Origin of the sequence: Paractinoplanes atraurantiacus (genome assembly GCF_900215205.1) — a bacterium.
GTDB lineage: Bacteria > Actinomycetota > Actinomycetes > Mycobacteriales > Micromonosporaceae > Actinoplanes > Actinoplanes atraurantiacus.
In genome coordinates this window covers 1,128,126-1,142,620 of sequence record NZ_OBDY01000001.1, presented here as the reverse complement: position 1 = coordinate 1,142,620, position 14,495 = coordinate 1,128,126, and the positions used below count along the sequence as shown (strand labels likewise).

The window sequence follows — 14,495 nt, the reverse complement described above, 5'->3', positions numbered from 1 at the left end:
ATGGCCTCAGCGGAAGTGGTCCCAGCCGAGCGGTCCGCTCCACGGCTTCTGGTCGACCGTGACTCCGGTGCCCTCGTGGACCCGGCCGATCGGGCGCCACCCGTCCGGCAGCGGGGTCTGCGCGGGGAAGGTGGCGGCCAGCGCGTGGTCGTCGCCGCCGCCCAGGAGCCACTGCATGGGATCCACCCCCAGGGCCTGGGCCGCGTCGCGCATCTGGTCCGGCACCTCGAAGGCGCCGCTGTGGATGTCCAGGCCGACGATGCTCGCCTTCGCGATGTGACCGATGTCCTGGAGGAGCCCGTCCGAGATGTCGATCATCGAGGTGGCGCCGGCCCGGGCCGCGGCCGGGCCGGCCTCGTACGGAACCGAGGGGCGGCGGTACGCCTCGACCAGAGCTTTGGGCGTACGGAATCCGCGGGAGAGCACCGTATATCCGGCCGCCGCGTAGCCGAGGCGGCCGGCCAGGGCGATGACGTCGCCGGGCTGGGCGCCGCTGCGGACGACCGGCGCCTGGCCGCCCAGGTCGCCCAGGGCGGTGACGGCGATGGTCAGGGTCGGGCTCGACGACATGTCACCGCCGACCACGCTCGCTCCCACCAGGGACGCCTCGGCCGACAGGCCGGAGGCCAGGTCTTCGGCCCAGGTGATGTCCATGTCGGGCGGAGCACACAGCGCGACCAGCAGCGCCGTCGGCTTCGCGCCCATCGCCGCTATGTCGGCCAGGTTGGCGGCGGCGGCCCGATGGCCCACGTCGGTGGCGCCGGACCAGTCGCGGCGGAAGTGACGGCCCTCGACAAGGACATCGGTGGATGCCACTATCCGACCGTCGGGCGCGGCCACGATCGCGCTGTCGTCGCCCGGACCGAGCAGCGTCGTCGGGCCGGTCTCGAGCCGCGCGACCACTCGGGCGATGAGCCCGAACTCGCCGGCCTCGGCAATGCTCACGTGTACACGGCCTTTCGTTGCTGGGTCACTACGGTAGTTTCACGTTCGGGTTACGGCGGTGGAATGGAGTCGGAGAGTGGTCCAGGCATACATCCTGATCCAAACCGAGGTCGGAAAGGCCCATGACGTGGCCGCCGCGATCGGCAAAATACCGGGTGTGGTACGAGTCGACGCGGTCACCGGGCCTTACGACGTGGTCGTGCTGGCCGAGGCGCACACCGTGGACGACCTCGGCAGTCTCATTGTGAGCAAAGTCCAGTACGTTCCGGGCATCATGCGGACGCTCACCTGCTCCGTGGTAAACCTCTGACATGGTTGACGTGGAGAACCCCCCGGTCGAGAAGCCGGATCCGGGCACGAAACGCGCGGCTCTGTGGGCCACGCTCATCGCCGTTCCGGTGGCTCTGATCGTGGGTCTCCTGGTCTTCTGGAAGATCACACCGGACGGCGACACGAAGGCCGCCGAGCCGGCCGCCGGCGCGTCCACTCCGGTCGTCGTGCCGTCCACTCCGGTGCGGATGGACGCGCCGAAGCTGGACGCCACGACGGCACAGGTCTGCCTGGCCGTGACTTCGCAGCTGCCCACCGACGTCCGCGGTCTGCCCCAGCGCAAGGTGAGCGCCGGCCCGGAGCAGAACGCGGCGTACGGGGAGCCGGCCATCACCGTCGCGTGTGGCCTGCCGCAGCCGACCATGTGCGAGCGCACCGACGGCGGCCACCCGGGCTGCGTGCCGCTGGACGCCACGATGCTGAAGATGAACGGCGTCTGCTGGTACGGCCAGGACCTGCCCGCCACCGACATCTTCACCACGATGGACCGTGAGGTTCCCGTGCAGGTCCAGGTGCCCGGCAGCTACGAGCAGACCGCGCAGTGGGCCAACGAGTTCTCGGACGCCGTGGTCCAGACGGTGAAGTCGAAGACCAGCGGCGTCCCCACGGGATGCAATCAGTGAAGGCCGGTGCCGCGGCGTAGCGCGGTGCGGACCAGGCGGTCGACCACCTTGGGGTACTCGAGGCCGGTGGCCGCCCACATCAGCGGGAACATCGACGTCGGCGTCATGCCGGGCATCGTGTTGATCTCGTTCAGGAAGATCTGGTGGTCCGCGGTGACGAAGAAGTCGACGCGGGCCAGGCCGGCGCAGTCGAGCGCGGTGAAGGTGCGCCGCGCGTAGTCCTGCACCTGCCGGGTGACCTCGTCCGGCAGGCCGGCCGGAAGGTCGTAGCCACCGCCGGTGATGTATTTCGTCTCGAAGTCGTACCAGTCGTTGTCGCCGACGTGGATCTCGGCCAGCAGCGACGCGTCGGGGGCGCCGCCGGCCTCGCTCTCCAGCACCCCGCACTCGATCTCGCGGCCGACGATGGCGGCCTCGATGAGCACCTTGGGGTCGATCTGGCGGGCGGTGGCGACGGCGTCGTCCAGGTCGGCCCAGTCGGTGACCTTGGTGATGCCGTGCGACGAGCCGGCGCGCGACGGTTTCACGAAGACCGGCAGGCCGAGCCGCTCCTTGTCGGCCTCCGACAGCGAGACGCCCGCGCGCAGCACCGCGTACGGCCCGACGGGAATGCCCTCGACGGCCGCGAGTTTCTTGGTGAACTCTTTGTCCATGGCCGCGGCCGAGGCGAAGACGTTGGCGCCCACGTAGGGCAGGCCGGCCATCTCGAGCAGCCCCTGGATGGTGCCGTCCTCGCCGTAGGCCCCGTGCAGCACCGGGAAGACCACGTCGACCCCGGCCAGCGAGGAGACGCCGTCGACCGGGTCGCGGACGATCAGCTCGGACTCGGCCAGGACCACGGAAGCGCCGCTGGCCGAGGTGATCTCCGGCAGTTTGCGGTCGGTGATGGCGAGGGCGGAAGGGTCGTCGCCGGCCAGCACCCACTGACCGTCACGCGTGATGCCGACCGGGACCACCTCGTACTGATCCGGGTCGAGCGCGCCCAGAATCGCTCCGGCGCTGACGCAGGAGATCGCGTGCTCGGTGCTGCGACCGCCGAACACGATCGCGACTCGGGTCTTCCGAGGGGTCGTCACTTCTCTTCGGGCCTCTCGCTAGCGGGCTTGCCGGGGGTGACCCTACTCTGCGTGAGCCACCTCCGGGATCCGCCGGTACGGCGCGAACTCCCAGTTCATCAGGCCTTTACGGGGTGTAGTCAGCCCGACGTCCGCCGGATCGGTGTGTCGCGCATGACGCTGTAGAGCACGAGGAACCCGGCCACGACCACCGTGAGCGTGATGACGACCGCGGGCCCGTACGGCAGCCGGTGAAGTGTCTCCCCGAACTGGTCGAAACGGACCAGGTTGTCGGAGACGGCGAGCGGGATCGCGCCCGGAATGATCAGGGGCACGCCGATCCACGGGTTCCACCGGTAGAAGCCGGCCGTGACGAGCATGCCGGTCACCATGTACGCCATCGAGCCCGGCAGCAGATGGCCGAACTCCGAGAGCGCGCCGTCGAGGGTGAAGACCGGATAGGTCGCTGCGCGCAGGTCGAGCGCGCCCAGCAGCGTGCTCTCGACGGCGTGCCCGGCGACCACGAGCGCCGCGAACAGCGCGGTCAGCCCCACCGCGAACATCCCCATGCCGCCGAGGAACTCGCCGCGGGTGATGCCGTTGGCCACGAAGAGCTTCATGTGCAGGCTGATCACGAGGATGCCGGCGACCAGCGGCCAGTACTTGATGGCGGCGCCGGCCATGACGATCCAGAAGCTGAACTTGTTCGGGCCGACCGCGTGGTCGATGACGACCAGGCCGATCACCTCGACCACCAGCATGATGCCCCAGAAGATGAGCAGGATCGGGCGGTAGAGCCGGAACAGGGTGCTGAACACGGTCATCGCGACGCCTCCAGCGGCTGCGAGGTGAGGTGCACGAACAGGTCCTGGATGCCGATCGGGCCGAAGCTGAGCCCGGCCGCCTCGCCGCGCTCGATGTCGCCGGCGGTGAAGTGGCCGTCGAGGGTGACGGCGCGCACCCCGCCGAGGCTCTGCTCGCCGAGGACGGCGTGCCCGGCGACGAACGACGTGACGGCCTCGGCCGGGCCGGTGACGGTGACGCCGCGGCCGCGCAGGGCGTCGGTCTCGTCGTGCACGATGACCCGGCCGCGATCCATGATGATCACCCGTTCGAAGAGGTCGGCGACCTCCTCGATGAGGTGGGTGGAGAGGATGATCGTGCGCGGGTGCCGGAGGTAGTCGTCCAGCAGCTCGCGGTAGAACAGGGTGCGGGCCACCGCGTCCATGCCCAGGTAGGACTCGTCGAGGATGGTCAGCGGGGTGCGCGCGGCCAGACCGAGCACGACGCCGAAGGCGGAGCGCTGGCCGCGGGACAGCGAGGAGACCCGCTTGCGGGGGTTCAGCCCGAAGACCTCGATCAGATGCGCGGCGTACGAGCCGTCCCACGTGGGACGCAGCCGGGCCGCGAGGTCGAGCGCCGTCCGTAGGCGGTCGGAGTCGCTCAGGTCGAGCGTGTCGCGGATGAAGCAGGTGCGGCGGGCCACGCGCGGGTTCTCGAAGGCCTCCTCGCCGTCGATCCGGACGATCCCCGAAGAAGGTTTGCGGTACGAGGCGATCGCGCTCAGCAGGCTCGTCTTGCCGGAGCCGTTGCGGCCGAGCAGGCCGTAGATCTTTCCACCGGCAAGGTCGAGGTCGACGCCGTCCACGGCCACGGTGCCCCCGTACCGGACGGTCAGCTCGCGTATCTCGATGCTCACTTCTCCCCCAGGTGCTTGACGATCTCGTCGACGCTGATGCCGATCCGTTTCGCCTCGTCGAGCATCGGGGCGACCACTTCGGCGAAGAACCGCTCGCGCCGCTCGGCGCGCAGCCGGGCCCGGGCGTCGGGGCTGACGAACATGCCGATCCCGCGCCGCTTGTAGAGCACGCCCTCGTCGACGAGCTGGGCGAAGCCCTTCGCCGCGGTGGCCGGGTTGATCCGGTAGAACGCCGCGTACTGGTTGGTCGACATCACCTGCTGGTCCTCCTCGAGGCTGCCGCTGAGGATGTCGTTCTTGATGCCCTCGGCGATCTGGAGGTAGATCGGGCTGCGGTCGTGGAACACGCCGAAGCCTCCCTACTTCAGTGGTTCATTACTCATGTAACGAACCATAGACGTACGGAGCCAAGGTCTTCAAGAGGGGTTTTCTAGGCCGCGAAGGTCTGCGGCAGCACGCCCTCGTCCCACAGGCGGTCGAGGTGGGCCAGAAAGCCGGTCAGGCTCCGCTCGAGGTCGCGGCGCTCGGCCTCCGGCAGCACGGCCAGCGGGTCGCTGAAGACCAGGCCGCCGGGATGCTTGGCCCGGGTGCCGACGAACTTCGAGCACGCCGAGCACCACACGTAGCTCACCAGGGTCGGGCGGCGCGCGTTCGCCGGCGCGGTGAAATAGGCCCGCAGGCGGCGCTCCCCGCAGGCCGGGCAGTCCCGCTCGCCCGGCTCCGCGAAGAAGCTCGCCCCCTGGGTCAGTGACGCGACCTGGTCACCGGTGAAGCCGCTCCAGGACACGCTCACGCCTGGTCCAGCGCCGCCGACAGATCGGCCAGCAGGTCGGCGGTGTCCTCGATGCCGCAGGAGAACCGCACGAAGCCCGGCGACGTGTCGTCGCCCCACTGCGCGCGCCGGTCGGCCGTGCTGTGCACCCCGCCGAACGAGGTGGCCGCGAAGACCAGGCCCGACGCGGCCAGGAACCGCGCCACCCGTTGCTCGTCGCCGAGGTCGAACGAGACCACGCCGGGGATGCGGCGCATCTGCTGTTTCGCCACCTCGTACGACGGGTCGCCCTCCAGCCCGGGCCAGCGCACCCCGGTCACGTCGTCGCGCGAGGCGAGGAACGCGGCGACGGCGGCCGCGTTCTGCGTCTGCCGCGCGAGCCGCAGGTCGAGGGTGGCGATCGAGCGGTGGGCCAGCCACGCGTCGAACGCGCCCGGCACCGCGCCGGTCTGCTTGCGCCAGGTCTCGACCTTGTCGAAGAGCGCGTCGTCGTTTGTCGACACGTAGCCCAGCAGGACGTCGGAGTGCCCGGTCAGCGCCTTGGTGCCGGAGGCGACGACGAGGTCGGCCCCGAGCGCCAGCGGCGTCTGCCCGAGCGGCGTGGCCGTCGTGTTGTCCACCGCGACCAGCGCGCCGGCCTGGTGCGCGGCCTGCGACAGCGCGCGCACGTCGCACACGTCGAGGCCGGGATTGGCCGGGGTCTCCAACAGCACGAGGCGTACACCCTCGAAGCTCGGATAAGGACCGGCGGTGGGCACCAGAACCGTTTTCACGCCGAGGTCGCGCAGCGTGCCCTCGGCGAAGGCCCGGACGGTGAAGTAGCCGTCCGAGGGCAGGGCCACGGTGTCGCCGGTGCGCAGCACGGCCAGCATCAGCGCGGTGATGGCGGCCTGGCCGCTGGCGAAGACCAGCGTCCGCCCGCCCTCGAGCTCGCCGATGGCCGACTCGAGGTTGCGCCGGGTCGGGTGCTGGGTGCGGGCGTAGTCGTTCTGCCCGGGCCCGGTCTCCGGGTCGAGGTGGTAGGGCGCGGCGAAGACCGGCCCCGGCAGGAAGGGCTCGCCCACCGCCGGCTCGGGCAGGCCGGCGTGCACAGCGCGCGTTCCGTCGGAGTAACTCATTCCGGCTTCATCTCCCGGCCCATCAGTAGTTTCACGGCGACCCGCGGGTCGGCGCCCTCGTGGCAGACCTTCTCGACCTGCTCGGTGATCGGCATCTCCACGCCGTGGGCCCGGGCCAGGTCGCGGATCGCCAGGCAGCTCTTCACGCCCTCGGCCGTCTGCCGGGCCGCCACCTGGGCCTGCTCCAGCGTCTTGCCGAGACCGAGCTGCTCACCGAACGTACGGTTGCGCGACAGCGGCGAGGAGCAGGTCGCGACCAGGTCACCCAGACCGGCGAGGCCGGCGAAGGTGAGCGGGTCGGCGCCCAGCGCCGCGCCCAGGCGGGCCGTCTCGGCCAGGCCACGGGTGATCAGCGACGCCCGCGTGTTGTCGCCCAGGCCCATCGCCGCCGCCATCCCGTAGGCCAGGGCGATCACGTTCTTGACCGCGCCGCCCAGCTCGCAGCCGATCAGGTCCTCGCTCGTGTACGGCCGCAGGTAGGGCAGCGCCATCGCGTGCTGCACGGCCCGGCAGCGCGCGGCGTCGGTGCCGGCGACCACGGTCGCGGCCGGCTGCTCGGCGGCGATCTCGGGGGCCAGGTTGGGGCCGGAGACGACCACGACGCGGTCCTGCTCGACGCGCGCGGTCTCGACGATGACCTGGCTCATCCGCTTGGTGGTGCCGAGCTCGATGCCCTTCATCAGCGACACGATGGTCGAGCCGGGCTCGAAGGCGCCGGCCCACTCGGCCAGGTTGCCGCGCAACGTCTGCGACGGCACGGCGATGGCGACCAGCCCGGCCCCGGCCACCGCCTCGGCCAGGTCGGTGGTCGCGGTGATGCGCTCGGGCAGCTTGATGCCGGGCAGCGCGCCCTCGTTGACGTGGCTGTCCCGGATCGAGGTGGCGACCGCGTCGCGGCGGGCCCACATCGTCACGTCGGCGCCCGCCTCGGCCAGCACCTTGGCGAAGGCCGTGCCCCAGGCGCCCGAACCGATGACCGCGGCCCGGGTCACGCGCTCTCCTCCGACGTCGCGGCCTTCTTCGGGCGCTCGTAGAGCGCGGCCGGCGGCTGCTCGTGGCGCAGCGTGCCGAGCAGGGCGCTGATGTCGCGCATGATGTGCTCGGTCATCTCCTCGAGCACCGCGCGCGACGGTGTGGCGCCGGCCCAGCGGCTCAGGTCGACCGGGTCGCCGGCGGTGACCGTCACCCGGCGGCGCGGGCGCAGGCTGAGCTTGCCCGTGCGCGGGTCGAAGATGTCCTGTGAGCCCCAGTTGGCGATCGGGATCACCTGGGCCCCGGTGACCAGGGCGAGCCGGGCGGCGCCGGTCTTGCCGCGCATCGGCCACAGCTCGGGGTCGCGGGTGGTCGTGCCCTCGGGGTAGATGACCACGACGCCGCCCTGGTTCAGGGCGTCGACGAGCACGTCGAGCGATTTCACGGCCTCGACGCTGCCCCGCTCGACCGGGATCTGCTTGACCTTGCGCAGGAACGGGCCCATCACCGGCACCCGCCACAGGCTCGCCTTGCCGAGGAACTGCGGCCACCGGCCGGCGCCGTAGATGTAGTGCGCCACCACGAGCGGGTCGAAGTGCGACACGTGGTTGGGGACGAGGATCACGCCGCCCGTCTTCGGCAACTTCTCCATGTCGAGCCAGGTCCGCTTGGTCCAGACCTTGAGCACGGGAATCACCAGCACGGCCGCGAACCGCCGCCAGAATCCGAGCCTGCGGTGCGCCACGGCCCCTCCTACCTGCTGTGCGGCGTGTCCCCGCCGCGTCTCAAATACGAAATCATGCCCGCTCGAAGGCCGCGGTACCAGGTGGGGTCCTTACCGGCGGAGGGCTGGCACACTTGGCCGAATGGGTGGGGACTGGACGGCGATCATGCCGGTCAAGCGGCTGGCAGCGGCCAAGAGCCGGTTGCGCGGCGCGGTTCCGCCGTCCCGGCACGCCGATCTGGCGCTCGCGATGGTGCTCGACACCGCGGCCGCGGTAGTCGCCGTCTGCGACCTCGTCGTGGTGACCGACGACCCGGTGGCCGCGACGGCCGTCACACAAGTGGGCGCGCGGGTCGTGCCGGATCGGCCGGACGCGGGCCTGAACGAGGCCATGCGGTACGGCGCGGACGAGGTGGCCGGGCTTTCCCGGCACCGGGCCGTGCTCGCCGGTGACCTTCCGGCGCTGCGGCCGGCCGAGCTGGACGAGGCGCTGGCGCAGGCGGCGCAGAAGCGGTCCTACGTGATCGACGCCGCCGGCACCGGCACCGTGCTCCTGGCCGCGCCACCCGGCGTACACCTGGAACCGAGGTTCGGAATCGGCTCGGCGAAGGCCCATGCCGAGTCGGGCGCGCGGGCTCTGGGTGGCGATTGGCCGGGCCTGCGGCAGGACGTCGACACCCCGGCCGACCTGGCCACCGTCCTCGCCCTCGGCGCCGGGCGGCACACCTGCGCGCTGCTGCGTGATCTGGGACTCAAGGTGGCCTGCGTCCCGGCCGCCTGAACGGTAGCGTCGAGGACATGCAGGGGACGATCGCGACATTCGACGCCGGCGACCGCAGCGGCACGCTTCTTCTGGACGACGGGACTGAGCTGGCCTTCGACGGGCCCGCTTTCGACGCCTCCGGTCTGCGCAAGCTCCGCCTCGGTCAACGGGTCGACGTCCAGCGTGATCCGGCGGGCATTGTCCGTCAGGTGAGAATCCCCGGCATCGTCTAGCCAGCGCGTTTCACGTTCCGCCGAAAGCGGCAATGATGGAGCGATGCAGACCCCGCCCCGGACACCGGAAAGCCGTCGGCGTGGCCCGAACGGCCGTTTTCTCCCACGATCGGCCGAGCAGAAGACAACGGAGCAACTCGTGACAGCCAGCATTGACCCCGTCGAGGCGCCCGAGCAGGACCGCCCGGAGCTGCCCGAGGACCGTTTCCTCAACCGCGAGCTGTCCTGGCTCGATTTCAACTCCCGCGTGCTGACACTGGCCGAGGAGCCGAAGACGCCGCTGCTGGAGAGGGCCAAGTTCCTGGCCATCTTCGCCAGCAACCTCGACGAGTTCTACATGGTGCGCGTGGCCGGCCTCAAGCGCCGCCTCAGCGCCGGCCTGCCGATGCGCGGCGGCGACCGCAGCTCGCTGCGCAACCAGCTCGAGATGATCTCGCAGCGGGTGGCCGATCTGGTCACCCGTCAGGCCGCCTGCTTCGCCGACGAGGTGCGGCCCAAGCTGTCGGCCGAGGGCATCGAGCTGGTCTCGTGGAGCGAGCTCGACGCGCCCGAGCGCGAGCGCCTTCGGACGTACTTCCGCGAGCAGATCTTCCCGGTGCTGACCCCGCTGGCGGTCGACCCGGCGCACCCGTTCCCGTACATCTCGAGCCGTTCCCTCAACCTCGCGGTGGCCCTGCGCGACCCCGACGACGCCAACGCCGAGCTGTTCGCCCGCATCAAGGTGCCGAACAACGTGCCCCGCTTCGTGACCGTGCAGAACGACAGCCGCGGCGTGCGCTTCCTGCCGGTCGAGGAGCTCGTGGCGGTCCACCTCGACCAGCTCTTCCCCGGCATGCAGGTGCTCGAGTGGCACCTGTTCCGGGTGACCCGCAACGCCGAGCTCGAGGTCGACGAGGACCGCGACGAAGACCTTCTGCAGGCCCTGGAGCGCGAGCTGGCCCAGCGCCGCTTCGGCCCGCCGGTGCGGCTCGAGGTGGCCGCCTCGATCAGCGACCACGTGCTCGAGCTGCTCGTGCGCGAGCTCGACATGGACAGCGAGGACGTGCAGCGGGTGCCGGGCCTGCTCGACCTGTCGGCGCTGTGGCAGGTGTTCGGCGAGAGCGACCGCGACGACCTCAAGGACCGCCCGTTCGTGCCGGCCACCCATCCGCAGCTGGCCGACGGCGAGGTGCCGCGCAGCGTCTTCAACCGGCTGCGCGAGAGCGACATCCTGGTCCACCACCCGTACCACTCGTTCTCGACCAGCGTGCAGCGCTTCATCGAGCAGGCCGCGGCCGACCCCAACGTGCTCGCCATCAAGCAGACGCTCTACCGCACCTCCGGCGACTCCCCGATCGTCGACGCGCTGGTCGACGCGGCCGCCGCCGGCAAGCAGGTCGTGGTGCTGGTCGAGGTGAAGGCGCGCTTCGACGAGGTGGCCAACATCGCCTGGGCGCGGACGCTGGAGCGGGCCGGCTGCCACGTCGTCTACGGCCTGGTCGGCCTGAAGACCCACTGCAAGACCGCTTTGGTGGTACGCCAGGAGGGCAACCAGATCCGGCGCTACTGCCACATCGGCACGGGCAACTACCACCCCAAGACCGCCCGGCTGTACGAGGACTTCGGCATGCTGACCGCCGATCCCGAGGTCGGCGCCGACGTCACCGACCTGTTCAACGTGCTGACCGGCTACAGCCGCCAGCGCAAGTACCGCCGTCTGCTGGTGGCGCCGCACGGCGTGCGTTCCGGCCTGATCGAGCGGATCGAGGAGCAGGCCCGCATCGCCCGCGAGGGCGGCCAGGCGCTCGTGCAGATCAAGGTGAACTCGCTGGTCGACGAGGAGAGCATCGACGCCCTCTACCGCGCCTCGCAGGACGGCGTGAAGGTCGACCTCATCATCCGCGGCATGTGCGCGCTGCGGCCCGGCGTTCCCGGCCTGTCCGACAACATCCGGGTCCGCTCGATCGTCGGCCGTTTCCTGGAGCACTCGCGGGTGTTCCGGTTCGGCGCCGGCGACGACGCCGAATACTGGATCGGCTCGGCCGATCTCATGCACCGCAACCTCGACCGCCGGGTCGAGGCGCTGGTCAAGGTGGTCAAGCCGAGCGCCCGCGACGAGCTGCGCCACGTCCTGGAGCTGTCGATGGACGACAGCATCGAGGGCTTCGACCTGCACGGCGACGGCAGCTGGCACCGCAACCCGGCCAGCCAGGCCGAGACGAGCATGCACCTTCAGGAGGCGCTGCTGCGCCGTGTCGACAAGAAGACGAAGGCGGTCTGATGCCCGAGCCGATCCGCGCCGCCGGCGGTGTGCTCTACCGCCCGGCCGGCGACGGCCTCGAGGTCTGCCTGGTGCACCGCCCCCGGTACGACGACTGGGCCCTGCCCAAGGGCCACCTCGACAAGGGCGAGGCGCCGATGCTGGGCGCCGTCCGCGAGGTGCTGGAGGAGACCGGCCGGCGGGGCCGCCCCCAGCTGGCCCTGCCCCGCGTCGAGTACGACCTGCCCGACGGCCGCCCCAAGACGGTGGACTACTGGCTGATGGCCGTCACCGGCGACGAGGCACCGGTGCAGGACACCAACGAGGTCGACCAGATCGCGTGGCTCCCGCTGGCCGAGGCGGCCGAGCGGGTCAGCTACGACGACGAGCGCGCCCTGCTCGACCACGTGGCGACGCTGCCGCGGGTCACGGCCGTGACGGTCCTCGTGCGCCACGCGCACGCCGGCGAGCGCAAGAAGTGGAACGGCAACGACGCGCTGCGCCCGATCGACCCGCTCGGGCAGACCCAGGCCGAGCGCATCGCCGATCTGGTCGTGCCGCTGGGGCCGGAGCGGCTGGTGGCGGCGACGCCGCTGCGCTGCAAGCAGACCCTGGAGCCGCTGGCGGCCGCGCTGGGCGGCAAGCCGATCGTGATGGACGGCGGTTTCGCCGAGCCGTCCGACGCCGACGAGGCGCCGGCCAAGGCCAAACTGGCCGCGCAGCGCCTGTCCGACCTTCGCTCCGGCGGTCTCACCGTGGTCTGCAGTCAGGGCAAGCTGATTCCGGGGCTGCTGGCCGCGCTGGCCGACGACGCCGACACGGGGCCCTACAAGACGGCCAAGGGCGACGGCTGGTTGCTCACCTGGTCCGGCGAGCGGCTGCTGGGGCTGTCGAGGCTCTGATCTTCGAGGGTGGGCGCGTGTCGGCGCGCCAGAGCCCGAGGCGGTCGCCGGTGAGCCAGCGGGCCCGCCACAGCTCGTCCGCGCGCGGTTCCCAGTCGCGATAGGGCAGCAGCGCGACCCGCCAGCTCAACACACAGACGAGATACCAGTTGTAGACAGGGATCAACCCCAGAAAGGCGTCCCGGGGCCTGTACGAGGCCCACGGGGCCAGCAAGCGCACGGCCAGGCCGGCCCAGGCGCCGGTGACGATCCAGTCGAGCAGGCCCGAGCCGGTCCACCGCTCGGCCAGCCCGCCCAACGTCCAGCCCGGCACGACGGCGGCCGCGAACAGCAGGGCCGCGATCAGCGACCGGCCCACCAGCCCTCGCGGCGACGCTCTGCGCTCCATGACCGGACGGTAGGCACAGTGGCCACTTCCGCGCCGGGACACAGAAAAAGCGTCCACCGTACGGGTGGACGCCTTCTCGGCGGTGCGTGCCTCAGCTGGTCTTGCGGCTGGTGCGAGGCGCGCGGGCGCGGGACGGGGTCTCCGCCGCGGCCGCGGTCGTGGTCTTGCGGGCGGTGGTCTTCTTGGCCGCGGCGGTCTTCGTCGCGGTGGCAGCCTTCTTGGCGGGGGCGGCCTTGGTCGCGGCGGTCTTCTTCGCCGCGGTCGCCTTGGTGGCGGTGGCCTTGGTGGCAGTCGCCTTGGTGGCGGCGGCCTTGGTCGCGGTCGCCTTGGTGGCGGTCGCCTTGGTGGCAGTGGACTTCGCCGGCGCCGCCTTGGTCGCCGTCGCCTTGGTGGCGGCGGTCTTGGCGGGCGCGGCCTTGGTGGCGGTCGTCTTCTTGGCGGCGGCCGTCTTGGTCGCGGCCGTCGTCGTCTTCGCCGGGGCCGCCTTGGTGGCGGCGGTCTTCTTGGCCGCCGTCGCCTTGGTGGCGGTGGCCTTCGTGGCGGTGGCCTTGGTGGCCGTCGCCTTGGTGGCAGTGGACTTCGCCGGGGTGGCCTTCGTGGCCGCAGCCGCCTTGGTCGCGGTGGCCTTCGTGGCAGTGGCCTTGGTGGCGGTGGCCTTCTTGGCCGGAGCCGCGGCCTTCGCGACCTTTCCGCTCGCCACCATCTCGCGGAAGGCGGTGCCAGGCTTGAACGCCGGCACCGACGTTTTCTTCACCTTCACCGGTTCGCCGGTGCGAGGATTGCGGGCCGTACGCGCATTGCGTGCCCGCTTCTCGAAGACGCCGAAGCCGGTGATGGCAACCCGGTCGCCCTTGGTGACGGCGTTCTCCACCTCGCTGATGACCGCGTCGAGCGCCGCCGTCGCGGTTTTCCGGTCACCTAGCCGGGCGGCCAGTGCCTCGATAAGCTCGGCCTTGTTCACGATTTTCCTCCCGAACGTGAGAAGTGGCCCAATGCGAGCCATTCTGCGCGCACCGTATGCCCTCTGACCAGCGGACACAAACATTAGTGTCAAAAAAACCCTTGCGTTACAACGAAATCGCCCCCACCGGGGATGCGGTGGGGGCGAAATTTCGTGCCAGGACAGGGTTTTTCGTTGCTCAGGCGACGACCGGTTTGAAGGCGGGGCGCTTCTTCTCGTACGCCGTGATGAGCTCTTCGTGGCGAAGGGTCAGTCCGATGTCGTCGAGGCCCTCCATGAGCCTCCACCTGCTGAAATCGTCGATCGGGAACGGCCAGGAGGCGTCGTCCACGCGCACCTGACGGGCGCCGAGGTCGACCGTGATCTGCTTTTCCGGCTCGCTCTCGGCGAGATCCCAGAGGGCTTCCACGGCTTTCTGGTCGAGCTGGACCGGCAGCAGACCCTCCTTGAGGGCATTCCCCCGGAAGATATCGCCGAAGCGGGCCGCGATGACCACCTTGAAGCCCCAGTCGCGCAGCGCCCAGACCGCGTGCTGGCGTGAGGATCCGGTGCCGAAGTTGGGCCCGGCGACCAGGATCGTGGCCCCGGCGTGGGCCGGGTTGTTGAGCACGAAGGAGGGGTCGTCCTTCCACGCGCTGAACAGACCGTCCTCGAAACCGGTGCGGGTGACCCGCTTCAGATAGACGGCGGGGATGATCTGGTCGGTGTCCACATCGGAGCGGCGCAGCGGCATGACCTTGCCGCTGTGTGTCTCGAACTTGTCCATCGTTG

Annotated in this window: 18 protein-coding genes; 6 read left to right on the top strand and 12 right to left on the bottom strand. The window is 70.7% G+C overall.

Annotated features, from left to right (window positions below):
• Positions 1-6: 6 nt before the first annotated feature.
• Positions 7-945, bottom strand: coding sequence for a thiamine-phosphate kinase (locus tag CRP55_RS05475; RefSeq protein WP_097318352.1), 939 nt, complete (start codon positions 943-945; stop codon positions 7-9).
• A gap of 76 nt (positions 946-1,021) precedes the next feature.
• Here CRP55_RS05475 and CRP55_RS05470 point away from each other — a divergent pair, with 76 nt between their 5' ends.
• On the top strand, positions 1,022-1,255 hold the full coding sequence (locus CRP55_RS05470) for an Lrp/AsnC ligand binding domain-containing protein (RefSeq protein WP_097318348.1): 234 nt from the start codon (positions 1,022-1,024) through the stop codon (positions 1,253-1,255).
• Between the two features lies 1 nt (position 1,256).
• Positions 1,257-1,898 carry a DUF3515 family protein gene (locus CRP55_RS05465; protein ID WP_097318346.1) on the top strand — a complete coding sequence of 214 codons (642 nt, stop codon included), beginning with the start codon at positions 1,257-1,259 and terminating at the stop codon, positions 1,896-1,898.
• Here CRP55_RS05465 and CRP55_RS05460 read toward each other — a convergent pair.
• From CRP55_RS05460 to CRP55_RS05425, 8 genes are all read right to left on the bottom strand, one after another.
• Complete coding sequence (locus CRP55_RS05460; protein WP_097318343.1) at positions 1,892-2,974, bottom strand: D-alanine--D-alanine ligase family protein; 1,083 nt, start codon at positions 2,972-2,974, stop codon at positions 1,892-1,894. The genes CRP55_RS05465 and CRP55_RS05460 overlap by 7 nt on opposite strands.
• A gap of 119 nt (positions 2,975-3,093) precedes the next feature.
• Complete coding sequence (locus CRP55_RS05455) at positions 3,094-3,777, bottom strand: hypothetical protein (RefSeq protein WP_097318340.1); 684 nt, start codon at positions 3,775-3,777, stop codon at positions 3,094-3,096.
• Positions 3,774-4,652 (bottom strand): ABC transporter ATP-binding protein, encoded by an 879-nt coding sequence (locus CRP55_RS05450; RefSeq protein ID WP_097318338.1) that lies wholly within the window; start codon positions 4,650-4,652, stop codon positions 3,774-3,776. Before CRP55_RS05450 ends, CRP55_RS05455 begins: the two co-directional genes overlap by 4 nt.
• Positions 4,649-4,999 carry a GntR family transcriptional regulator gene (locus CRP55_RS05445; RefSeq protein ID WP_097318337.1) on the bottom strand — a complete coding sequence of 117 codons (351 nt, stop codon included), beginning with the start codon at positions 4,997-4,999 and terminating at the stop codon, positions 4,649-4,651. The genes CRP55_RS05450 and CRP55_RS05445 overlap by 4 nt, the downstream gene beginning before the upstream one ends.
• 83 nt (positions 5,000-5,082) lie before the next feature.
• The gene (locus CRP55_RS05440) at positions 5,083-5,445 is read right to left on the bottom strand and encodes a hypothetical protein (protein ID WP_245922791.1); all 363 of its coding nucleotides are present in this window, start codon (positions 5,443-5,445) and stop codon (positions 5,083-5,085) included.
• Complete coding sequence (locus CRP55_RS05435) at positions 5,442-6,542, bottom strand: cystathionine gamma-lyase (protein WP_097318333.1); 1,101 nt, start codon at positions 6,540-6,542, stop codon at positions 5,442-5,444. Before CRP55_RS05435 ends, CRP55_RS05440 begins: the two co-directional genes overlap by 4 nt.
• Positions 6,539-7,534 (bottom strand): NAD(P)H-dependent glycerol-3-phosphate dehydrogenase, encoded by a 996-nt coding sequence (locus CRP55_RS05430; protein WP_097318330.1) that lies wholly within the window; start codon positions 7,532-7,534, stop codon positions 6,539-6,541. The genes CRP55_RS05435 and CRP55_RS05430 overlap by 4 nt, the downstream gene beginning before the upstream one ends.
• Entirely contained in the window at positions 7,531-8,259 is a 729-nt protein-coding gene (locus CRP55_RS05425; protein WP_097318327.1) for a lysophospholipid acyltransferase family protein, read from the bottom strand. Before CRP55_RS05425 ends, CRP55_RS05430 begins: the two co-directional genes overlap by 4 nt.
• Positions 8,260-8,380: 121 nt before the next feature.
• Here CRP55_RS05425 and cofC point away from each other — a divergent pair, with 121 nt between their 5' ends.
• Genes cofC through CRP55_RS05410 form a run of 4 tightly spaced genes read left to right on the top strand, consistent with a single transcriptional unit; the run spans position 8,381 to position 12,375 of the window.
• On the top strand, positions 8,381-9,019 hold the full coding sequence (cofC, locus tag CRP55_RS05420) for a 2-phospho-L-lactate guanylyltransferase (protein WP_245922790.1): 639 nt from the start codon (positions 8,381-8,383) through the stop codon (positions 9,017-9,019).
• Positions 9,020-9,036: 17 nt separating this feature from the next.
• Positions 9,037-9,234, top strand: a complete 198-nt coding sequence (locus CRP55_RS54350; RefSeq protein ID WP_245922789.1) for a cold-shock protein — start codon at positions 9,037-9,039, stop codon at positions 9,232-9,234.
• Between the two features lie 43 nt (positions 9,235-9,277).
• Positions 9,278-11,494 (top strand): RNA degradosome polyphosphate kinase, encoded by a 2,217-nt coding sequence (locus tag CRP55_RS05415; RefSeq protein ID WP_097318324.1) that lies wholly within the window; start codon positions 9,278-9,280, stop codon positions 11,492-11,494.
• On the top strand, positions 11,494-12,375 hold the full coding sequence (locus CRP55_RS05410; protein ID WP_097318321.1) for an NUDIX hydrolase: 882 nt from the start codon (positions 11,494-11,496) through the stop codon (positions 12,373-12,375). Before CRP55_RS05415 ends, CRP55_RS05410 begins: the two co-directional genes overlap by 1 nt.
• On the opposite strand, the gene CRP55_RS05405 is transcribed toward CRP55_RS05410, so the two are convergent.
• The 3 genes from CRP55_RS05405 to leuD form a co-directional block, all read right to left on the bottom strand.
• Positions 12,332-12,763, bottom strand: coding sequence for a hypothetical protein (locus CRP55_RS05405; RefSeq protein ID WP_179855015.1), 432 nt, complete (start codon positions 12,761-12,763; stop codon positions 12,332-12,334). The genes CRP55_RS05410 and CRP55_RS05405 overlap by 44 nt on opposite strands.
• 91 nt (positions 12,764-12,854) lie before the next feature.
• Entirely contained in the window at positions 12,855-13,724 is an 870-nt protein-coding gene (locus CRP55_RS05400; RefSeq protein ID WP_097318316.1) for an HU family DNA-binding protein, read from the bottom strand.
• A gap of 178 nt (positions 13,725-13,902) precedes the next feature.
• Positions 13,903-14,490 carry a 3-isopropylmalate dehydratase small subunit gene (gene leuD, locus CRP55_RS05395; protein ID WP_097318313.1) on the bottom strand — a complete coding sequence of 196 codons (588 nt, stop codon included), beginning with the start codon at positions 14,488-14,490 and terminating at the stop codon, positions 13,903-13,905.
• Between the last annotated feature and the right edge of the window lie 5 nt (positions 14,491-14,495).